The organism is Bradyrhizobium sp. LVM 105 (assembly GCF_003957705.1).
GTDB lineage: Bacteria > Pseudomonadota > Alphaproteobacteria > Rhizobiales > Xanthobacteraceae > Bradyrhizobium > Bradyrhizobium frederickii.
The window spans coordinates 125,584-144,569 of sequence record NZ_QZMV01000005.1 but is presented as its reverse complement, the minus strand read 5'-3'; the positions used below and the strand labels follow the sequence as shown (position 1 = coordinate 144,569).

The 18,986-nt window shown below is 62.0% G+C and carries 24 protein-coding genes; 11 read left to right on the top strand and 13 right to left on the bottom strand.

Annotation, left to right across the window (positions count from 1 at the left end; all coding sequences use genetic code 11):
• Positions 1–63: 63 nt before the first annotated feature.
• Both D6B98_RS16080 and D6B98_RS16075 read left to right on the top strand, forming a co-directional pair.
• On the top strand, positions 64–627 hold the full coding sequence (locus D6B98_RS16080; RefSeq protein ID WP_164718654.1) for a nitroreductase family protein: 564 nt from the start codon (positions 64–66) through the stop codon (positions 625–627).
• Positions 628–690: 63 nt separating this feature from the next.
• Positions 691–1,959: a serine hydrolase domain-containing protein gene (locus tag D6B98_RS16075; RefSeq protein WP_126257955.1), complete on the top strand. Its 1,269-nt coding sequence runs from the start codon at positions 691–693 to the stop codon at positions 1,957–1,959.
• Here D6B98_RS16075 and D6B98_RS16070 read toward each other — a convergent pair.
• The 3 genes from D6B98_RS16070 to D6B98_RS16050 form a co-directional block, all read right to left on the bottom strand.
• Positions 1,945–4,407 (bottom strand): putative bifunctional diguanylate cyclase/phosphodiesterase, encoded by a 2,463-nt coding sequence (locus D6B98_RS16070; RefSeq protein WP_164718653.1) that lies wholly within the window; start codon positions 4,405–4,407, stop codon positions 1,945–1,947. The genes D6B98_RS16075 and D6B98_RS16070 overlap by 15 nt on opposite strands.
• Positions 4,408–5,644: 1,237 nt before the next feature.
• A complete protein-coding gene (locus tag D6B98_RS39930) occupies positions 5,645–5,839 on the bottom strand; it encodes a hypothetical protein (RefSeq protein ID WP_028137218.1) in 195 nt (64 codons plus the stop codon).
• A 391-nt stretch (positions 5,840–6,230) separates the two neighbouring features.
• Entirely contained in the window at positions 6,231–7,304 is a 1,074-nt protein-coding gene (locus tag D6B98_RS16050) for an RgsD C-terminal domain-containing protein (RefSeq protein WP_126257953.1), read from the bottom strand.
• Between the two features lie 245 nt (positions 7,305–7,549).
• Here D6B98_RS16050 and D6B98_RS16045 point away from each other — a divergent pair, with 245 nt between their 5' ends.
• A complete protein-coding gene (locus tag D6B98_RS16045; RefSeq protein ID WP_126257952.1) occupies positions 7,550–8,584 on the top strand; it encodes a patatin-like phospholipase family protein in 1,035 nt (344 codons plus the stop codon).
• Here D6B98_RS16045 and D6B98_RS16040 read toward each other — a convergent pair whose 3' ends face one another.
• Together D6B98_RS16040 and D6B98_RS16035 are read right to left on the bottom strand one after the other, a co-directional pair.
• Positions 8,585–9,013, bottom strand: a complete 429-nt coding sequence (locus D6B98_RS16040; protein ID WP_126257951.1) for a CBS domain-containing protein — start codon at positions 9,011–9,013, stop codon at positions 8,585–8,587.
• A gap of 230 nt (positions 9,014–9,243) precedes the next feature.
• A complete protein-coding gene (locus D6B98_RS16035) occupies positions 9,244–10,050 on the bottom strand; it encodes a rhomboid family intramembrane serine protease (RefSeq protein WP_205680490.1) in 807 nt (268 codons plus the stop codon).
• 151 nt (positions 10,051–10,201) lie between these two features.
• On the opposite strand from D6B98_RS16035, the gene D6B98_RS16030 reads away from it, so the two are divergent.
• The 8 genes from D6B98_RS16030 (at position 10,202) to D6B98_RS16010 (ending at position 13,312) form a co-directional block, all read left to right on the top strand.
• On the top strand, positions 10,202–10,789 hold the full coding sequence (locus D6B98_RS16030) for a hypothetical protein (protein WP_126257950.1): 588 nt from the start codon (positions 10,202–10,204) through the stop codon (positions 10,787–10,789).
• 86 nt (positions 10,790–10,875) lie between these two features.
• Complete coding sequence (locus D6B98_RS16025) at positions 10,876–11,112, top strand: hypothetical protein (protein ID WP_245481399.1); 237 nt, start codon at positions 10,876–10,878, stop codon at positions 11,110–11,112.
• 211 nt (positions 11,113–11,323) lie between these two features.
• Positions 11,324–11,596, top strand: a complete 273-nt coding sequence (locus D6B98_RS16020; protein WP_126257949.1) for an NUMOD4 domain-containing protein — start codon at positions 11,324–11,326, stop codon at positions 11,594–11,596.
• Between the two features lie 254 nt (positions 11,597–11,850).
• Positions 11,851–12,039, top strand: a complete 189-nt coding sequence (locus D6B98_RS16015; RefSeq protein ID WP_126257948.1) for a hypothetical protein — start codon at positions 11,851–11,853, stop codon at positions 12,037–12,039.
• Between the two features lie 200 nt (positions 12,040–12,239).
• On the top strand, positions 12,240–12,380 hold the full coding sequence (locus tag D6B98_RS39925) for a hypothetical protein (RefSeq protein ID WP_164718652.1): 141 nt from the start codon (positions 12,240–12,242) through the stop codon (positions 12,378–12,380).
• 87 nt (positions 12,381–12,467) lie between these two features.
• On the top strand, positions 12,468–12,620 hold the full coding sequence (locus D6B98_RS39920; RefSeq protein ID WP_164718651.1) for a hypothetical protein: 153 nt from the start codon (positions 12,468–12,470) through the stop codon (positions 12,618–12,620).
• A 207-nt stretch (positions 12,621–12,827) separates the two neighbouring features.
• Positions 12,828–12,995: a hypothetical protein gene (locus tag D6B98_RS39915; RefSeq protein WP_164718650.1), complete on the top strand. Its 168-nt coding sequence runs from the start codon at positions 12,828–12,830 to the stop codon at positions 12,993–12,995.
• Between the two features lie 41 nt (positions 12,996–13,036).
• Positions 13,037–13,312 (top strand): hypothetical protein, encoded by a 276-nt coding sequence (locus tag D6B98_RS16010; protein WP_126257947.1) that lies wholly within the window; start codon positions 13,037–13,039, stop codon positions 13,310–13,312.
• 63 nt (positions 13,313–13,375) lie between these two features.
• On the opposite strand, the gene D6B98_RS16005 is transcribed toward D6B98_RS16010, so the two are convergent.
• From D6B98_RS16005 to D6B98_RS15975, 8 genes are all read right to left on the bottom strand, one after another.
• Entirely contained in the window at positions 13,376–15,028 is a 1,653-nt protein-coding gene (locus D6B98_RS16005) for a hypothetical protein (protein WP_126257946.1), read from the bottom strand.
• Positions 15,029–15,100: 72 nt separating this feature from the next.
• Entirely contained in the window at positions 15,101–15,919 is an 819-nt protein-coding gene (locus tag D6B98_RS16000) for a hypothetical protein (protein ID WP_126257945.1), read from the bottom strand.
• Complete coding sequence (locus D6B98_RS15995; RefSeq protein ID WP_126257944.1) at positions 15,916–16,341, bottom strand: HNH endonuclease; 426 nt, start codon at positions 16,339–16,341, stop codon at positions 15,916–15,918. Before D6B98_RS15995 ends, D6B98_RS16000 begins: the two co-directional genes overlap by 4 nt.
• Before the next feature lie 133 nt (positions 16,342–16,474).
• Positions 16,475–16,756: a DUF6378 domain-containing protein gene (locus tag D6B98_RS15990; RefSeq protein ID WP_126257943.1), complete on the bottom strand. Its 282-nt coding sequence runs from the start codon at positions 16,754–16,756 to the stop codon at positions 16,475–16,477.
• Positions 16,757–16,951: 195 nt separating this feature from the next.
• Positions 16,952–17,368, bottom strand: a complete 417-nt coding sequence (locus D6B98_RS15985) for a GNAT family N-acetyltransferase (RefSeq protein WP_126257942.1) — start codon at positions 17,366–17,368, stop codon at positions 16,952–16,954.
• Entirely contained in the window at positions 17,361–18,317 is a 957-nt protein-coding gene (locus tag D6B98_RS15980) for a metallophosphoesterase (RefSeq protein ID WP_164718649.1), read from the bottom strand. The genes D6B98_RS15985 and D6B98_RS15980 overlap by 8 nt, the downstream gene beginning before the upstream one ends.
• Positions 18,317–18,688 (bottom strand): hypothetical protein, encoded by a 372-nt coding sequence (locus D6B98_RS39910; RefSeq protein WP_164718648.1) that lies wholly within the window; start codon positions 18,686–18,688, stop codon positions 18,317–18,319. Before D6B98_RS39910 ends, D6B98_RS15980 begins: the two co-directional genes overlap by 1 nt.
• Positions 18,685–18,915 carry a hypothetical protein gene (locus D6B98_RS15975; protein WP_126257940.1) on the bottom strand — a complete coding sequence of 77 codons (231 nt, stop codon included), beginning with the start codon at positions 18,913–18,915 and terminating at the stop codon, positions 18,685–18,687. Before D6B98_RS15975 ends, D6B98_RS39910 begins: the two co-directional genes overlap by 4 nt.
• Positions 18,916–18,986 lie beyond the last annotated feature (71 nt).

The following is an 18,986-nucleotide window of genomic DNA, read 5'->3' as shown; positions in this document are numbered from 1 at the left end:
TTGCGGGCGTGCATGCTTATCTCGGCATGGCACGCCCGCAGACCCGTTGAAGAGGATATCGCAGTGCCCGACGCCATCGAACTCCTGAAGACCCGCCGCTCGGTCAAGCCGCGCGAGATGACCGGGCCCGGCCCCTCTCCGGCCGAGCTCGAGACGATCCTCACCATCGGAGCGCGCGTGCCCGACCACGGCAAGCTGGTCCCCTGGCGCTTCATCGTCTTCGAGGGCGAGGCCCGCCAGCGCGCCGGCGAGGTGATCGCAAAGGTCTTTGCGCGGAAGAATCCCGGCGCGTCGGCGGCCGACGTCGAGACCGAGCGCAAGCGCCTGATGGATGCGCCGCTGGTGATCGGCATCGTCAGCTTCACGAGGCCGCATCCGAAGGTGCCGGCGTTCGAGCAGGAATTGTCGGCGGGCGCCAGCGCCATGAACATCGTCACGGCCGCGACCGCGCTCGGCTACGGCGCCTGCTGGCTGACCAGCTGGTTCTCGTTCGATCGCGACGTGCTCGATGGCCTCGGCCTCAAGCCGGATGAGAAGCTCGCCGGCTTCATCCATATCGGCACGCCGACCAAGCCGAGCGAAGACCGTCCGCGACCGTTCCTTTCGGAAATCGTGACACGTTTTTAATCGATGGCGTGTTGACCCCTCCGGCGTCTTGCGGCTTTGATCCCGCCGAGGGAGGAAGGTCGAATGAGACGCCGTGAATTTCTGGTCGGGGCCGCGATGCTCGCCGGCACGGTGGCGCAAGGCCGCGCCGCCGACATCCCCGCCCCGTCGCCGGACGGGCTCGACCGCATCACGGCATTCTTCGACGACGAGGTGACGAGCGGCCGCCTGCCGGGCGCCGTGATCCTGGTGCAGCAGCACGGCAAGCCGGTCTATCTCAAGACCTTCGGCGTGCGCGACACCAGGACGGGCCTTGCCATGACGCCCGATACGATCTTCGCCATCCACTCCATGACCAAGCCGATCACATGCCTCGGCGCGATGATGCTGATCGACGAGGGCAAGCTTGCGCTGACCGACCCCGTGTCGAAATACGTCCCGCTGTTCGCCGGGACCAAGGTGGGCCGCGAGGTGACCCTGCCCGGCGGCATGGTCGAGCTGGACCTCGACCCACCGGACCGCCCCGTCAACATCGAGGATCTGCTGCGGCATACTTCGGGCATCAGTTACGATTACATCGGCAGCCAGTGGGTCGAGCACGCCTACAAGATGGCCAACATTTTCAAGGGTCACTTCAACAACAGGCAGTTCGCCGATCGCATCGCCGAACTGCCGCTGGCGCGTCAGCCTGGAACGCTGTGGCGCTACGGCCATTCCACCGACGTGCTCGGCAGCGTCATCGAGATCGTCTCGGGCCAGACGCTGTACGAGTTCCTGAAAGCACGCCTCTTCGATCCGCTTGGCATGAACAGCACCAAATTCGTGCTCGCGACGGAGGACGAGCTGAGGCGGATGGCCCGGCCGCTGCCGAACGACTTCATCCTGCTCGCCGGCGAGCGCGAGCGTCTCGACCATCCCGAATGGCAGTCCGGCGGCGGCGGCCTGCTCTCGACTATCACCGACTATCAGCGCTTCGCGCAGATGCTGCTCAACGGCGGCGAGTTCGATGGCAAGCGCTACCTGAGCCCTGCCGCCTTCGAGGCGATGACGACGGATCACATCGGACCCGGCTCCGGCGTCGGACGCGATTACTTCTATTTTCCGGGCGACGGCTTCGGCTATGGCTATGGCCTTGCGGTACGGACCGATCCCGGCAACGCAAAACCGCCGCCGCCAGGCTCGCTCGGCGAGCTGAAATGGGACTCAGGAAGCGGCACCTATTTCGGCGTCGATCCCAAGCTCGACATGGTCTACCTCATGATGCAGCAGACCCAGACCGAGCGCGGCCGCATCACGCCCGCGTTCAAGGCGCTGGTCTACGACTGCTATCCCGAGCGGCTACGCCGCCCGTGAGGCGCGCTGACCGAAATCGGCAAGCAGCTTTGCGATCTCGGCCGCAGGCCGCGCCGCGCTGAACAGAAAGCCCTGCACCTCGTTGCAGCCTTCCGCGCGCAGCCAGTCGAGCTGGTCCTCGGTCTCGACGCCCTCCGCAGTCGTGGTGATGTTGAGGCTGCGGCCGAGGCCCGAGATCGCGCGCACGATTGCGCCGCAATCGGGTCGCTGCGCCAGATCCTTCACGAACGAACGGTCGATCTTGATCTTGTCGAACGGGAAGCTGCGCAAATAGCTGAGGCTGGAATAGCCGGTGCCGAAATCGTCCATGGAGATGCCGACGCCGAGCTCGCGCAACTGATGCAGGATGGCGAGATTGGCATCGGTCTCGGCCAGGAAGATCGACTCGGTGATTTCAAGCTCCAGCCGTCGCGGCGACAGGCCGGACTGCGCCAGAGCCGAGATCACGACCTGCACCAGGTTGCGGCTGCGGAATTGCGCCGGCGACAGATTGACCGCGACCTTGATATCGCCAGGCCATTTGACGGCCTCGGCGCAGGCTTCGCGCAGCACCCACTCCCCCAACTGGGTGATGAGGCCGATGTCCTCGGCGACAGGAATGAACTCCGCCGGAGAGATCATGCCCTTGTCCGGATGACGCCAGCGCAAGAGCGACTCGAAGCCGGAGATGCGGTCGGATGCGATCGTCACCAGCGGCTGGTAGTGCAGCTCGAACTCGCCATTGGCGAACGCACGACGCAGATCGAGCTCCATGTCGCGGCGCCTCTGCGCCTGCAGGTCCATCTCACGCTCGAAGAAATGGTGCACGCCGCCGCCGTCGGACTTCGCCCGGTACAGCGCCATGTCGGCATTTCGCATCAGCTCCTCCGGCGTGGTGCCGTCGCCGGGCGACATCGCGATGCCGATGCTGGCGCCGATCACCATCTCCTGACCGTCGAGATCATAAGGCGCCCTCAGCATCTCTATCAGCAAGGTCGCGCAGGCGCTGGCCTCGTTCGGCGAGACATCGGCGCCGAGGATCACCGCGAATTCGTCGCCGCCGAGCCGAGCCGCCAGATTGGCGCCGCGGACCGCCTTGGTCAGGCGTCCGGCGACGTCCTTGAGCAGGCGATCGCCCACGGGATGGCCGAAGGAATCGTTGATGTTCTTGAACAGGTCGAGATCGATGTAGAGCACGCCGACGCGCTTGTCGCCGGCCTGATCCAGCGCCTGCTTCAGGCGCTCCCGGAAATATTCGCGGTTCGGCAGGTCGGTGAGCCCATCATGGTGGGCCATGTGCGCGATGCGCGCCTCGGCTTTGCGCCGTTCGGTGATGTCGACCACCGCGACCAGATAACCGTCGCGATCGTCGAAGGCGACGCGACGGCCGAAGGTGAGCACCTCGATCTCGCTGCCGTCGGCGCGCAGGTGCCGCCAGTTGCGCGAGGAATGGTAGGCTTCGCCGAGGCGTTCGAGCGCCTCGGCGTGGCTGTCCCACTCGTCCTCCGGCCAGATCTCGTGCAGCTTCATGCGCAGGAAGGTGGCGCGGCTGTAGCCGTAATGCTGCACCGCGGCGTCGTTGACGCCCAGGAATTGCTTGGTCTGCGCATCGAACACCCACATCGGCATCGGGTTGTTGTCGAACAGCAGGCGGAAGGAGGCGTCGCGCCGCTTCAGCGCGGTGACATCGGAGATCGTCAGCGAGACCACGTCGGCGAAGGCCGTGGCGCTGAGACGGAGGTGCCGGCCCTCGCTCTCGATCTCGAGCTGCTCGCCGCGGCCACCCGCGACGGCCTTGAGCAGAAAGTCCATGATCTCGGGCAGGGCCAGCAGCGTCGCTCCCTCGCCGATCCGCCGCCACAACAGGCTGCCGGTCGCGACTTTCAGCAGCGTGCTCGCGCTGTTGTTGTGATGCACGATCTGGAGATCGAACGGCTTGCCGCCGGCATTGCGCAAGGTGACCAGCGAGATCACCGCGTCGTCGGTCGAGGCGAAGATCGCGTCCAGCAGATTGTACTGCGCGCCGCGCTCGTTGACATAGGCACCGACCAGCGTGGCGCCCCAACGCGAGGCTGTCGGCAGCGCCAGCACGTCGTAGGTCCGCACCATGCCGTCGCGCACGCAATGCGCGCTGGCATGGTGCGGCCGTCCGTTGGCAAGCGCGCTCGTCGCTGCTTCCGACAGCGCAGTGGCGCAATCCGGCGACAATTCGGCGACGGGAATGTCCCAGCGCTCCTCGCCGAGCCATTTCTGCACGTAACGTCCGCTGCGGGACAGTTCGAGCACACCGTCGTTCTTCAAGAGCGCGATGTGATCGGCGAGCCGCCCAAGGCTGCCGAGCATGACGTCCTCGTAGCGCGGCAGCCGGTCGCCCGGCTTCAACGCCGCACGCCATTTGCGCTGAAGCACCGGGATGTCGTCGAACATTTCGGCGGCCGGTTTTCCCGACACTTTCTTGGCAGCATTCATGGCAGTCCCCAACGCACTTTCCCGACGCATCCAATGCAGGCGCACTTAACGACCTGTAAAAAGTGGGCAGGCAGGGGTTCCGTTCGACGATTATGACAGTTTTAAGTCAGGCATTGGTTAGTGCGTGTTAGCGACTATGACAGTGGTGCGAACGCGGTGCTCGCGTGTCCCGGACGCGCTGCGACGCGCAAGCGTTGCTGCGCAGAGCCGGGACCCAGGGGCCGCAGCACTCGCTGCTGCATGGGCCCCGGCTCGTAGCTCGCGCTGCGTCCGGGGCACGAGAGCGGAGTCCTCGCGCATACTGCGCCAACATCGCCAAAATCTCTCCACCGCGACAATAATCGATCCGTCATCCTGAGGTGCGAGGCATGCGATGCGGATGCATCGCATGCGGAGCCTCGAAGGATGTGCGGCCGAGCTGGTGCAGCGGGGCCGTCGCCCTTCGAGGCTTGCGCTGCGACGCTATCGCGCCGCAGCGCGCGCACCTCAGGGTGACGGTGATGCACAGGGTTTGCAACGTACTCGCCTTCATGCTGACACAGCATCGCATCCTCGCGGCGCACTTCGCCCGAGCTTTGCTTGTCGCCTCACCCTCATCAATTGAAAGAGGGCGCAGGGAAGACCGGGTGCCAGCCGGGCACCCACGGTCCACTGTGCGAAAGCGTGTGCTTAAGAAAAGCTGCACAGCGGCATACAGGTGGAGCCAAACATCCGGCCTTCCCTGCGCAGTGGTTTGACGGCTTATGTCGTGCTCTCCCCGGGGAGCGTTGCACTATTGCCCCCGTCGCCTTGCGGCTGATCGATGCGCGTGCCCGGTCGGGCCGCCACATCACCGCAAGACTTGACGCCAGACCCCGGGCGTCAGGACCACACGATTTTGCCGTACGCCGATCGCACCGGTCGTGTGCGCGAGACGTTTCGCTCACGGCTCTCCGCCCTGCGAAACCCTTCGCGCCGATGCCATCAGCGTCCACCGCCGCCCGACCCGCGTTCGTGACGATCGCGATACGCCCCTCTTTCCTGGGCCGGGTTGCGCGACACATACGCCATTTCCGAATTTCGGTAAAGTGGAATATTTTCGACGGCGCGCGTTGACCCACGGCTGGCGTGCTTTGCCCGTCGGGCAACGCAAGGCCTTGTAGGGTTGTAGCGCGGATGAGCGCAGCGGCATCCGGGATTCTCGGCGCGAGCTGTCCCGGGTATCGCTTCGCTCACCCGGGCTACGACTACGACCCCGCTAGTCCTCGCTGGACGCCGCCGAGCGGTTGCGCAAATAGGCCTGCGACAGCAGGAAGAACAACGCGCGCTCGCCATGATATTTCGCCGACGGCCGGGTGCGCTCGAAACCGTCGGCAAAGATCTTGCCGGACTGGTCGCACACGCGCCATCGCCAGCCGAACCGCTTGCGCCTGGTGAGGATCACTTCGAACATGCCGACGAGCTTGGTCCCCTGCTCCCCTGCCGGTCTCGCAGGCGCACTAACCTGCTCCGGCCTTCTCCGTTCGACGGAGGCCCGACATATAACGCAGCGGGATGGAAAGAGAACAAGATTGATGATCGGAAATCGGTATCTTCCACCGGCCGTGGTGAACGCGCGAGGCGTCAGGAATAAGCCAATGGTGCCGGTGTTAATAACTCCCGACGCAGCCCGGGGCGCTGACGGGTATTCAAAGCCCACTACTGGACTTGCTGCCGACGAGCCTCCGTGCATCCGCGCGCCGGGCGAGTGGTAATAGGAGATGGATCGATTGTGCACGGCATGAGAAGCGCTGTGCGAGGGGCATTGGTCCGGTGTCCCGCCGGGCGGCATCACCGCCCAAGCCCTACCGCGCGACGACCTCGACCTCGCCGTCGACGCCGTTCACGACGTTGAAGCCGCGCTCGTAGACCTTGCCTTCGTTCTTGGCGATGGCGCGGTATTCGCCCTCGGAGAGCACCACGCGCGGAAAGGCGCCGATCGATTCCTTGATGACGTCGCCGCCCGGGGTCAGCACCGACCAGGCGGTGTTGGCGAGCGCCTCGCCGCCCCTGTCGCTGACCAGCTTGAGCGTGATCACGGCGGCGCGGTGGGTGATGGTGACGTCGGTGAGCTTGCCGGCCTGGACGCGAATGTCCGAGCGCACCACCGAGTTGGCGTCGCCGTAATTGGAGATGATGTAATAGGTGCCTTCCGGGATCAGCACGACGTCGCCGGCGGCGACGTTCGGCACCAGCGAGGCGCGCTCGCCGGATTCGAACTGGCTGCCCTTGTAGATCGCGAACGAGATCTGGTTCTGCGGAATGCGGCTGGTGCCGACCCGGCCCTCGATGCGCAGGCCGCCGGCCGGCAGCACGAAGGATTCGCGGTCGGTCTCGGCCTTCAGGCTGACGGTCCGCACCGCGCTGACCAGGCCGAAGGCGACGTGCACGACGTAATTGCCCGGCGGCAGCACGATGTTGGGCGAGGCGTTGCGGTCCTCGCGGATCAGCTTGAAGGTGCCGTTCTCGTCGGGACGGTCGGCAAACACACGCCAGACCAGCCCGCTGGTGATCGCCGGCGTGTCCTTGCCGTATTTCGCGCTCAGCGACAGCACGCCTTGTCCGGGCGCGGCCGCATTGAGCGGCGCGGCCGGCGGCACGGTGGTGACCGCGGGCGGCGGCATGCTCGGCGTGACCGGCTGCATCAGGGTCGGCGGCAGGCTCAGGGGCCCGGCGCCTGGCCCGGAGGGTGGCGCAAGACTGACGGCGCCGCCGGGGTCGGGCACCGAAGCCGGCGGGACCGGCGGCGGACGATCAGAGAAAAGCTGCGCCTGCGCAGTGTTTTGGCCTGAGGTAACGAGGGCCGCGACGAGCATCAGCGCCGGCAGCAGCCCAAAGCTGCGCCGCCATCCGATGATGCCGTCACCCCCGCGTGTCATGCCTCCTGCTTTTCACCGAAAACGCGGCAAATTCAAGCCTCTGAAACCCCAGGAAATACGGTCCGGACGGTTCAGTGGAACCCGGTTGACGCCTGCGTGATTATCCCGGAGCAACGCTCCTCGCCATACTCCTGCCCCGTGCCCTCTCCAAAGCGGCATAAACCATGCTTCGCCCTGGTTCTGGCGGAGCGCGAGTGCAGTGCCTAGTCTGAGCTAGGGGCTGGCCCCGGCGTAGGAGAGTTTCGGTGCTGGACAGATTGAAAGGTCGGGGCGCGAACGGCTCGAATGGCGAGAAGGTCGGTCTCGGCAGTATCCGCAAGCCGGTCATTGGCCTTGCCCTGGGCGGCGGCGCGGCGCGCGGCTTTGCCCATCTCGGAATCCTGAGGACCCTGCTTGCCAACGGGATTGTGCCCGATGTCGTGGTCGGCACCTCCATCGGCGCCGTGGTCGGCGGCCTCCACGCGGCCGGCCGGCTCGATACATTCGAGGAATGGGGGCGCAGCCTGCAAGGGATGCGCAACATCCTCGGCTATCTCGACATCCGCCTCAACGGCTCCGGCCTGCTCGGCGGCGAGAAGCTGGCGACCCGGCTCGAGGAGGCGATCGGACAGGTCCTGATCGAGGACCTCCCGATCAAGTTCGCGAGCGTCGCGACCGAAGTCCGCACCGGCCACGAGATCTGGCTGACGCGCGGCCGCGTGGTCGATGCGATGCGCGCCTCCTACGCCCTGCCCGGCATCTTCGCGCCCGTCCTGATCGGCGACCGCTGGCTGGTCGACGGCGCGCTGGTCAATCCGGTGCCGGTCTCGGCCGCCCGCGCGCTCGGCGCCGAAATCGTCATCGCGGCAAACCTTTCCAGCGACATCTTCACCCATTCCACGACGATCTATTCGCACGGCGCACAGCCCACCCCGGTCGCGCCGGAGCCGGAGGAACGGACGGCCAAGCGGCGCTTCCCGCGGCTGTTCTCGCCGGAGAAGACGGTGAAGCGCGAGTTTTTCGGCGGCAACGGCCGGCCCGGCATCTCCTCGGTGATGGTCGACGCCTTCAACATCATGCAGGATCGCATCACCCGCGCCCGTCTCGCCGGCGATCCGCCGGACCTTCTGATCACGCCGCGGGTCGGCCAGTTCGGCTGGTTCGACTTCCACCGCTCCGAAGACCTGATCGCACATGGCACGCGCGCCGCCGAGCGCGCGCTGGAGTCGATCCAGGAGGCGATCCATGTGCTCGCGCCGGCGCCCGCGGGCACCGCGCCGAAAGCGGTCGATCAGGCCTGATCAGGCGGTCTTGATATAGTCGCGCAGGGCTTCCTGCTCGGACTCGTATTCCTGGACCCGGCGCTTGACGATGTCGCCGATCGAGATCAGGCCGACCACCTTGCCGTTGTCGATGACCGGCAGATGGCGGAACTTGCCCGATGTCATAATCTCCATGAGCTCGGAGACCGTGTCGGTCTCCTTGCAGGTGACGACCTTGCGGGTCATGACCTGAGCCACCGGCTCTTCCAATACGCCGGCGCCGCGCTCGCCGAGCACGCGGACGATGTCGCGCTCCGACAGGATGCCTTCGAGCCGGCTCTGGTCCATCACCAGCACCGCACCGATCTTCTTCTCTCCGAGCAGCCTGACCGCGGCAGCCAGCTTGGCGTCAGGCTCGACGCTTACGATCTGGTGCCCTTTGGTGTTGAGAATGGAACGTACCGTCATTGTCGCCTCCTGAATCCGAGCCGCCCGCCTCTCGGCGGTCCGGACCTGTTCTTCGAGTCTTCAACTAACAGTTTTGCTTGGCGCGGGTTTCACGCTCGCGCGCTTTGCGAGTCGCGACCAGGTTCTATTTTGAGCATGATCTTTTCCGGATCATGCTCGAGCGGCCTGTCGCTTCGAAGCATTCTTCGCGGGAATGATGGATGAATTCGGGCCGCGCCGCAAGCGCCGCTTCAAATACGGTCTGAAACGTCCTGTGATGACGCATCCGCAGCATCGTTTCGCACGCGCGGCACGGGATCGAACAGGGTGAACAGCAGCAGGCCGGCGAAAAAACCGCCGATATGCGCCTGCCAGGCGACGCTCGTGGTTTCGGCATCGATGCCGATCGCGCCGACGCCGAAGATGATGTTGACGCCGAACCACACCGCGAGGAAGCCGATCACGCGCCCGTCGCGCAACGCGCGCGACAGCGGCAGCGCCGAGACCCTTGCTGCGGTATCGGCGTCCGAACGGTTGAACGACAGGAAGCTGCCACGGACGAACGCGAAGCGGATCGCGGCTGCCATCGCGCCCGACACCGAGGCCGAGGCGCCGATCATCGGCGCCACCGCGTGCTCATGGGTGAGGAGATGGGCGAGCGCGCCGGCGGCCGCCGTCACCGCCAGAAACAGGAAGAACCTGACGGCGCCAAAGCGCCGCGCCAGCGCGCTGCCGAACGGCAGCAGCCACAGCACGTTGAAGCCGAGATGGGTCAGATTGGCGTGCAGCAGCGAATAGGTGACGAAGGTCCAGACCTTGGCCCCGGTGCCGCCGGGAATCTGCAGATTGAGCAGGGATGAATCGTAGCGTTTCGGGATGAAGCCGAAGACGTCGATGGTCCAGTTCTCGAGCTCCGGCGGCAGCAGCACCCGCAGATGGATCACCGCCAAAAGCAGGATATAGGCGGTCAGCGCCGCGGGCAGCGTCAGGATCGGCTCCCGCGGAGCCTCCTCGACGACGGCAGGCACGTCCGGTGACGAATCTTGCGGGGAATCCAAGGCAGCTTCGCTTTCAGGCGCGATCGGAGCGGTAGGCTTGGAGATAGTCGCCTTTACCGTCCCTGCGCAAGTGCACAAACGGAAAAGGCAGGGCCCTGGGAAATCTATCACACCAAGCCTAACCACTTGAAATTATTAAGGATGCTTTCCAATGGACGGCCTCGCCAACCCCATCAAACATCGTGGACAAAAAGAGATTTGGAAAACCAAATTCCCGTCCCTTAAGCGCGTGACATCGCGCGGCAAAAAATACGTGTACCTGCGCCGTACTGGCGCGGCGCTCGTTCGCGGATTCATGGGGACGGATGAGGAGCTAGAGGAACTGCTTGAAAGCCAAGATATCGCCAATTTGGCCGGCGCACCCGTCGTCCCTATTCGCGGCAGGCTGCATCTCTGGCGCATCGGGGCTGCGCGCGGCATCCATAAGACGACCAAGAACCGGGCCGCCACCAAGGGGCGGACTTACAGCCTCTCCGTCGAGACCATCGCTCAAATGCTCAAGGATGCCGGCGATCGATGCCAAGTAACGGGGCTTCAGTTCGACTACTACAACAACGCCAATCCAGACTGGCGCACGAACCCGCTCGGGCCGTCACTGGATAGGGTCAGCAATAAGGGCGGCTACGACGCCGAGAACGTTCGTCTCGTGTGCACCAGCGTCAATTACGCCATCAACGAATTCGGCCTTGATCACTTCGACAAGATTTGCCGAGCCTATGTGGAAAGGAACCCAAAATGACTGACGCCAAGGACCGCCGGCAGACGCTGGACTACCAGATCGAGAAGTCGCTGGCGCGCCTAGGCCGTGCGATGTGAGGAGCGAGCATGCCCCGCCGAAGAGACACCATCCCGCCCGGCCCGTGGATTGACCTAGACGGCGTCGTATTGCGGCTGCGCAAGTCCTGCAATGCAGCCGGGGGCCAGAAGGCTTGGGCGGCCAAGCACGAGATATCGGCCGCCTATGTGAACGACGTACTCAACAGCCGGCGGCTGCCAGGCGAGAAGATCACGCGAGCGCTGGGGCTGGAAGGCGCCCTCCTCTGGCGCACGCCGGCGCACTGACGAGGTCACTGAGGAAGCCATGAGCAGGAACCCTGACTACCCGCCAAATCCAACGTGGGACAATTGTGATCACGAATGGGCGGAAGAAGTTGACAGCATGTCCGAACGCGACATGCGCTGCACCAAGTGCAATTGCTGTGGCGAGCGCCAGCGTGACGGCTCTGTTTACTGGCCAACCACTTAACCACTCTGGCGGGGAGAGCATCGTAGCATGGAAACCGAATTTCGACCAGTGCCGGGATATGAGGGCCTTTACGAGCTATCCCGCGATGGTCGCTTGTTCGCCGTTGAACGTAAGATATTGCAAGTCGATACAGTCGGGCGCAAGTTTTTCAAGACGATCAAGCGGCACGAAAAGGCCGCTACAGTCAATGGCCGCGGCTATCGAGGTTTCAACCTCCACAAAAACAACAAGCAGACCTGCCGACTAATTTCCACACTCCTCCGCGAGACGTTCGGAGAAAACATCGGGAGCGTGACGTGAGCGATCCAACTGTGACAATTCCAGCTTCTGATTACAGGCGCTTGCTCGAACTGATCGGCTTTGATGACATGATCGTCATCTGCCAAGTTTGCGGAGCTTGGTTGGATCGTGACGATCCAGCGTGCGCGACTACGGACGATTTCGCGGGGTGTTGGAAAGTCGCATCAAATCGGCAGCGAGACCAAGAACTTTGCCGGTCCTACCGGGCAACGGTCTTGGAGGGGCTTCCACGGTGAGGCAAGGAGAATGAGGCAATGACATCAGAAGAGCGCGCTGAGATCAGAAGGCTTGTGGCGGACTACATGCGCAGCGAGGGTTGCACATGCTGCCGCGACGTCGAGGCCCACGAGAAGCACGCCGCAGAGCTGGCCAAAGTACTCAAGGTCCGGAAGTACGAGGACGGCAGCGGATACGACTTCGCCCACTACAGAACTGATCAGTAGGGACCACCGATGCCAGAATATTTCGTAGAGACAGAACATATCCGCGGTGAGCGGCGCGTCTATTGGGTGGCGAAAAAAGCCGAGACCGGACTTTATAGGGCCGCCCGGCCGATCCAGGTGACAGAAGTCACCACAAGCAAACGGAAAGCTGAGCGTGATTGCGATGCACTCAATAGCTCAGTGACGAATGGAGATCGAGCATGAGCCGCAACCGAATGTCCGAAAAGGAAAAGGTGTATTTCTTCTGCATCCTTTTCCCGGTCCTGTGGATCTTCCTGCCGGCGTTGATCGCATGCGATATCGCAGAGGCGATCAAGGCTTGGTGGCAGCGCCGCACCTGACCGAACAACTCTGGAGCTCCCATGAGCACGGACTGGTTTCTTCTTTCGCCAAGCCATCGCAAGAGCGCTATGGTTGGATCTGATGGCATGAGCGGCCCGAAGGTCTGGCCGACCGAGTACAACGGCCACAAGTTCTTGCGCTGGGCAATCGAGAACCGCGTCTTGGACGTCGTCCTTGTCAACGAGCACGATCCGCGGCTCGAGCTCGCCGAAGACGACCCTAGGCATCAGCGTTTCTGAGCAGGGAGTTCTGATGTGGCCTATTTACTTGTCGTGATGAGCTTCATGCAGGGGTACAATCGAGACGATTGGCGCACAGCCAACGTCATCCCAGTACCAAGTTTTGCGGCATGCGAGGCCGCTGGGAAGGCGATGGTGGAGATGGAGAAGCGCACGCTATATCGCTGCGTCGCGGTCCCGCAGTCGTAAGCGACACATGAGGATGCCATGAACAAGATTTTGGAAGGCGCCAAGGAAGCAGTTAAGGTCGCTGAATGCGACCACGACCTTGTGGTGCAGCCGCGAACCACGGCGAATCCGGTCCTAGAGCGGTTCTACTGCACCAAGTGCAAGGCGACGTTCTACGAGATGATACCGCTATGGCGCAGGCAGTAACCGCAGTCGTGGGCAATCACCGAGCAAGTGAGGGACACGTCATGTCGATGTGGCTGAGAGAACAGTACAATACGGCTTTAGCCGAATTAAACGAGCACCGGCGCACCGCCAAGCTCCGCGAACTGCTGCACCGTTTCGTAGTTGAGACGGGAAAGCAGAAGGAGTTCTTGGCTTGGCTGGCGAAGGACATGGGACTAGATAAGCCCGTGCCATTCTCAAACGCCCGCTATATGACTGCCGAAGAGATGGCCGAAATGGAGAAGTCCACCTTGGCACTCGACGAAGAAATCAAGACGGCGCTAAGGCATCCCCGGTGACCCTGAGGCACTACCGATCCGGTCCCCTGAAGGCAGTGCGCCGCTACCTTGAAGGGAGTGGACTCAGTTGTAATACGGTAGCTTGTAAGGCGCCCCATTGATCATCACCGACAGATAGCCAGCCGGAGCTGCGGGCGGAGCAGAGGCGGCTCCCGCCGCACCAACTGTCGTCCCTACAGCAGCGCTCGTCAGCTCAATATCGGCACAATCAAGCGTGTATTTCGGCGTCGAGAGGGTATACCCGGATTGTCCTGCATTTGGGGTTGAGGCGACCGTTTCGATGGTCGGCGAGCTTTGCCCGAAATTCCGAACGAACGTGCCGTTGACGGTCCAATATTGTGTTTCTGGCCAACTGTAGAAAACCGGAAGATAGTTTGGGTTCGATACGCGAGTTCCAAGCGTCGTATCCGCCACCGACCATTGTGAGAAGCGGGCGCTGCGCTGATAGCCGCCACTCTGGTTGAAATGCGCGCCGCTGAACCGCGTGCCGAAAGTGTAGCTCTGGCCGCCCGTCTTGGTCTGGATGCCCTGGAAACTGAGAAGGCAGTCTTGGAAGTGCACGCCAACGGCCTGATGGGTGGCGTCGCTGTTAAAGTAGATGTGGCCGAACGATCCGATGTAGCAGTTCCGAAACGAGGCATTCGAGATTAGGACCGGGAAAGACGCTACATCCGAGAACTGCGCTTGTGTCGGGTCTATGATGACGTGATTTGAGAACGCAGCCGGCGGATTGCCGTCAACGTTGGTCACGCTGTGATTTTGCAGGTTATACTCGAAATAGACGTTCTCGAATGTCGGGCTGTCCGCGCTGCGGATCAGGAGCGCTGCGATTTCGTTAAGCTTCCACGACCCGCCTGCGAACAACGGGCATTGTGAGAAGTTGATTTCGACCGCCCCCATAGACAGGGCGTTTCCGCCGCTCCAGCCGACGCCCTTCCCGCAGCTATAGACGTTCAGGTTATAGAAGCGGTTTTCGTTGGCGTGGCTGTTCTCGCGGGTATCCGTGGCTTGGTTTTTCCCGAGTGAGATGGCCTGCCGGCACTCGCCGATATTGACGTCAACGAAGGCATTGCGCTCGCTGCTCCACAGCGTCATCGGCCAGCCATTCAGATAAGAGAAATTGACCTTCTCCCATAGGCTGTAGAGCATGCCATAGGCGGCGATGCCGTGCCGCGTCGTGGTGAAGTCGGCGCCCTCGATCGACAGCCCGCGTATGTTGAGCGTGAAATATTTGCTGGTGGCGAACAGGTAGGAGTTGGCATCGCCGGCATGAACCAAGGTGGCGCCTGGCTCGCCAACGATGTTGATGCCCGCCAGAGCCGGAGAGTTGGCGCCGAGACTGCCGGGGGCCTCGTTGCGGCTAATCCAAGTCCCTGCGGTTCCGTCGCCCTTCTGGAAGCAATAGAGAGCCTTCGCCGCTGCATTGGCGAACGGATCTTGTTTCGCTTGCCCTCGCTCGAACGCGAGGCTGTATCGTCCGGCGGGAATCAGCAGCGTCGGAGGCGCCAGATGAGTGTTGTTGAGGGCGCGGCAGGATTCGAGCGCCAAGAGGAACGCAGGCGCATCGTTTATTACTCCATCCCCTATCGCGCCAAAATCCTTGACGTTTACAGCCGGGCGAATGCTGGAGACGGGGGCCTTACCGAAATTGCCTCCCGAATCCTCACCATAGATTTCCGTGAGTGTTCTGGACGGGTATGAATTTGCCTTGCCCATCTACTGCACTAAGATTTCGGAGCCGTTTTCATCCAGGATCGACGTACCGCCCTCGTCAAGTAAGGGCTCCATCTAACTGGCACCTATGGCCTGCATGTACGTCAAAACAGCGTTGTAAAAGGACGATTCGAGACCTGATAGGGAAGCGCCCCAGGCTGCGACGCTGATCTGACGTGTGCCGAATGACGTGGCATTCGCCGCGCAAACCCACTGCTCGACGCTCGGAACCGAAGTCGACACCACACCGCTTGCCGTCCCGACCTGAGCACCGTTCAGGAATAGGCGACGATCGGCAGAGCCTCGACGCTGGACACCATAAAAGCCGATCGAATTTGTATTTGCGGTCGAGATGGACGAGGCTGCGGCATTGTTCATGTCGCCCTGCAACTGGTCGCTTCCGTTCCTGCCAGTCAGGAAGGCTCGCGGCGCCGTCGCATTACCGAGATCGGCGCCGGCTGAGGCTAAGTTGGTTCGACTCCACGCCCACGCCGAGGCGCTATTCAGCGTAAAATTTACCCCGTTGGTGCTGGGCGTATATTGTGTCCGCAAATAGGACGAGGAACCGTTTCCTGTGTAGCCCTGATCGGCGGCAAACGTCGGGCTACTCACCTCGATCAGGTCGAACGTTCCTGGGTTCTTCCAATTGACGCGCCCGTTCTGACTGGCGGCTGCCGCCGTCACATAGAACAGGTCAAGCGCAGACCAGATTCCGGCAGATTTCAAGCCCCCCACCAAATTGTCGATCAGCGCCTTGCGAGCGTTGGTTGGAGCCGGGCTGAACGCAGCAGCAATGGCAGCGGCCTCTGGGTTTACGAAGCGGTAGCCCACTGACCCAAGGGAACCGAGGTGCCCCATCCCACGGCCCATTGCGCCGAGTTTTCCGAAACTCATTGATTTTTCTCTCTTAAGATGCGGCCATTCCTATGGCCCGATCGAATGCGCGAGATGTGAGATTGATCAACACCGTACTGTTTGGCCAAAGCATGCTGTGGAATGCCCTTGGCCGATCTGATAGCCAAGACATCTTCATCTGATAGCTTGCGCGATTGTCGCCCCTTGCTGACCTTATCGGCCATATTGTCAGCGTTCGTGCCAATAAACAGGTGGCCAGGGTTTACGCACCGCCTGTTGTCGCACTCATGCAAAACATGCATCCCCAATGGGATGCTTCCGTTCGAAAGCTGATAAGAAAGGCGGTGCACGCGATGCGATTTTTTGTCCATCGTCAGCAGCCCATATCCCTTGGGATGGATTGCCCCAATCCAATTCCAACAACCGTCCGTCTTCTCAACCTTGCTCCAAAATCGGTCCATGGATTATCTCCGCTGCAAATCAGCGCATTTTACCATCTTCGGATTCGCAGAGGAAACTCCGGCAACAGTTCATGCGACGTATCCACGGAAAAGCCGCCCGAAGGCGGCTGCGTTGGTCAGATTGTAGGGTGGGTTAGCGACGGTATTCTTTGGTGGAGACCTCGCCGGCACAGGCCAGATAGCCGGCGCCGTCGATCCAGTCGTCTACGTTGATGCTCCCGCTCTTGGTGCGGGCGATCTTGAGCAGCGCCATCATGTGCGGCACGTCTGCGACACTCATCGGTTGCTCGAGCTTGAGATAGGCGCTCCATAGAGCTGCCACATGAGCGAAGTGCTGATGCATGTCGCCGTGCGACTCTGCCCGGTCCCCGCCGACGAGTTCGGCTGCCTTGTTGGCGATCTCTGGAGCGTTCATCCAATGGCCTCGCAGATCATGCTAGCCGCGCGTTGCGCCCGAACCGAGTCCGAGAACTTCATGCGCTTATGCTTTGCACAGCGCTGGTCCTTCCACGGCTTGCACATGAGGCAACCGGAGCGGGTCGATTTGGGGCGCTTGCGTTTAAAGTTTGCCATTCTTCACCATAACACGAAAACCCGAATCCGCCTAGAACTAAAGGTGTTTTCGCCAATACAAAGAGTGCGGGAAGGCCCACTTTGCTTCCGGCTCGAACAGCCGATATCCGGCGCGGATGAAGTTGTTGGCAGAGCGGACGTTGTCCGTCGTGTCCGACACGATCATGCCCCAGCCATTCGATCGAGCCCGCCGCTCAAGAGCGCGCATGAACCGCAACTGGAGACCGTGGCCGGAGTGCTCGGGTACGACACCGACGCGGGTAAAATACCCGGCTTTCGGGAAGACCGACGGCACCAAGCCTGCGAATGCGACCGGCTTCCGATCTCTATAGCAGAGCCACCAGTGCCCCTCTTCGAAGCTCGGCACCTTGGCCTCGTCAAGGAATGTCAGGCCATGCAATTCCGCGAGCGTGTCCTCCTCTTCGACCCCGTCCACTTCACGGATTCTATACACGGATCAGCTCCCCACGGAATGATACGCGCTTGTCGTCCCACTTGGTCACAAGCTCTGGCTGAAGCAGCACGCCATCTCGATAGGTCAAGACCGTGAACCCAGATCTCCAGTCCAGCGGCGCATCCTGCGTGTAGCTGAACGCACGATGGTCCTTGTCAGCCACCATGCCAGCGTCAACGCCAAAAACGTCATAACGGCGATAGTTAGAAATACATCGCAGGCCCTGCCGATGAAGATGCCCGTGGACCGTGTGGACGCCCGCGTTGAGCGTGAAGTTTCGCGTTGCATTCACGCCGCCGCCTTGCGGGATGTGCTTGACCATCGTCGCCCCGCCCTCAACGCCCTCGTTGATGAAGCAGGACATTGCCTTCTGCCAGAGCGGGAAATGGTCGCTCAAGTGTACGCCCTTGACCCCGCGATATTGCGGGATCGAGTTGGCAATCATAGATTCAAACCGGGCGTCGTGATTACCTAAACACCAGAATTTCTGCGTGCCGCGCTTGCAGGCCTTCACGATGTCGTTGAGGTGGTCTTGAACAGCCTCGATTTCCTCCTGCGGATCTGGCGCGCTCTCCCAGCTCTGGGGGTGTCGGCTGATCCTCGGGAAGTCCATCACGTCGCCGTTGAGGATGACGGCGGCAGGTTTCAGGTCCGCAACGAACTTCTTGAATGCGCGGAGGCAAGTCGATTCCGCGCCTGGCCAGATATGGAAGTCCGACCCTATGATGACGACGCCGCTCTTGATGTCGTAAGGGACGCGGCCGGGGGCCGTAGGTCTTCCCCTGGTCGGGGCGTCGATCGAGCCGTAGCGCTTTTCCAAACGCTCGCGTCGGCCGTAGACATTGCGCTCGGTTATACCCAGAGCCTGGGCTGTGCGTTGCGCTCCGATTGAATTGAACAGTGAAATAAACTCGTTGTCCGAACAGCTTTTGATGCCTGGACTACCCATCAGGTCAGCGCCCCTGGAAGGAAGCAGCGCACCACAGGATTCCCATCGGAATGATATAGCCACACCAGAGCGCGGCCATCCTTGTTCGGGACAGGAACTATTGCGGCCGGCGGCACCTCGAGCCATTGCCCCTCAACAAACACCTCGTAGCCGTTGTCTTTTGACCGCCATTGAAGCTCGTCAAGGTGTGTGGCGTCTTCAGAAGGCCCGCCGCAACACGGCCCCCTGCCGCTCCGTAGCGAGCTATACCAATCGTCGAGTCCTGGCTTGTTGCGGTCGTGAGCCGGGCTGATATTCACGCTGAACAGGAGGACGATGATCCCGAGAACGACAGCGGCAGCCAGAGCGAAAGAGCGGTTTTCTGTGCTCAATGCTTCACCCAATGGTCGAGGCCGTATTTGATTCCTTCCCAGAGGAAGAACAGCACGCCGGAAACGATCGAGCCGCCGAGCCAGATGTATGAGGAAACGCGCCCCTCAAAGCTCTCCAGGCTGGCAATGCGTTTTTCGTGGTCGGCGCCGGCTTTGAGTGTGGTTTCGATCGCGCCAAGCCGCTCGTAGATATCCAGAAGGATCGTCGTCTCTGTCTTGTCTGCCACCGGGTATTCCTGAGGTTCCTGTTAAGACATTCCCGGTAGGGATATTCCTAGCCGGAGCCCGGTTCAGCGAT

What these genes read in the sequence shown, in the direction of transcription:
- D6B98_RS16010 (WP_126257947.1), top strand. Translation starts at nt 13,037, where the DNA reads ATGTCGATGTGGCTGAGAGAACAGTACAATACGGCTTTAGCCGAATTA.
- D6B98_RS16050 (WP_126257953.1), bottom strand. Translation starts at nt 7,304, where the DNA reads ATGACACGCGGGGGTGACGGCATCATCGGATGGCGGCGCAGCTTTGGG.
- D6B98_RS16075 (WP_126257955.1), top strand. Translation starts at nt 691, where the DNA reads ATGAGACGCCGTGAATTTCTGGTCGGGGCCGCGATGCTCGCCGGCACG.
- D6B98_RS39925 (WP_164718652.1), top strand. Translation starts at nt 12,240, where the DNA reads ATGAGCCGCAACCGAATGTCCGAAAAGGAAAAGGTGTATTTCTTCTGC.
- D6B98_RS16015 (WP_126257948.1), top strand. Translation starts at nt 11,851, where the DNA reads ATGACATCAGAAGAGCGCGCTGAGATCAGAAGGCTTGTGGCGGACTAC.
- D6B98_RS39930 (WP_028137218.1), bottom strand. Translation starts at nt 5,839, where the DNA reads ATGTTCGAAGTGATCCTCACCAGGCGCAAGCGGTTCGGCTGGCGATGG.
- D6B98_RS16020 (WP_126257949.1), top strand. Translation starts at nt 11,324, where the DNA reads ATGGAAACCGAATTTCGACCAGTGCCGGGATATGAGGGCCTTTACGAG.
- D6B98_RS16070 (WP_164718653.1), bottom strand. Translation starts at nt 4,407, where the DNA reads ATGAATGCTGCCAAGAAAGTGTCGGGAAAACCGGCCGCCGAAATGTTC.
- D6B98_RS16040 (WP_126257951.1), bottom strand. Translation starts at nt 9,013, where the DNA reads ATGACGGTACGTTCCATTCTCAACACCAAAGGGCACCAGATCGTAAGC.
- D6B98_RS16005 (WP_126257946.1), bottom strand. Translation starts at nt 15,028, where the DNA reads ATGGGCAAGGCAAATTCATACCCGTCCAGAACACTCACGGAAATCTAT.
- D6B98_RS16025 (WP_245481399.1), top strand. Translation starts at nt 10,876, where the DNA reads ATGCCCCGCCGAAGAGACACCATCCCGCCCGGCCCGTGGATTGACCTA.
- D6B98_RS39915 (WP_164718650.1), top strand. Translation starts at nt 12,828, where the DNA reads ATGAACAAGATTTTGGAAGGCGCCAAGGAAGCAGTTAAGGTCGCTGAA.
- D6B98_RS15995 (WP_126257944.1), bottom strand. Translation starts at nt 16,341, where the DNA reads ATGGACCGATTTTGGAGCAAGGTTGAGAAGACGGACGGTTGTTGGAAT.
- D6B98_RS16000 (WP_126257945.1), bottom strand. Translation starts at nt 15,919, where the DNA reads ATGAGTTTCGGAAAACTCGGCGCAATGGGCCGTGGGATGGGGCACCTC.
- D6B98_RS15980 (WP_164718649.1), bottom strand. Translation starts at nt 18,317, where the DNA reads ATGGGTAGTCCAGGCATCAAAAGCTGTTCGGACAACGAGTTTATTTCA.
- D6B98_RS16030 (WP_126257950.1), top strand. Translation starts at nt 10,202, where the DNA reads ATGGACGGCCTCGCCAACCCCATCAAACATCGTGGACAAAAAGAGATT.
- D6B98_RS39920 (WP_164718651.1), top strand. Translation starts at nt 12,468, where the DNA reads ATGAGCGGCCCGAAGGTCTGGCCGACCGAGTACAACGGCCACAAGTTC.
- D6B98_RS15990 (WP_126257943.1), bottom strand. Translation starts at nt 16,756, where the DNA reads ATGAACGCTCCAGAGATCGCCAACAAGGCAGCCGAACTCGTCGGCGGG.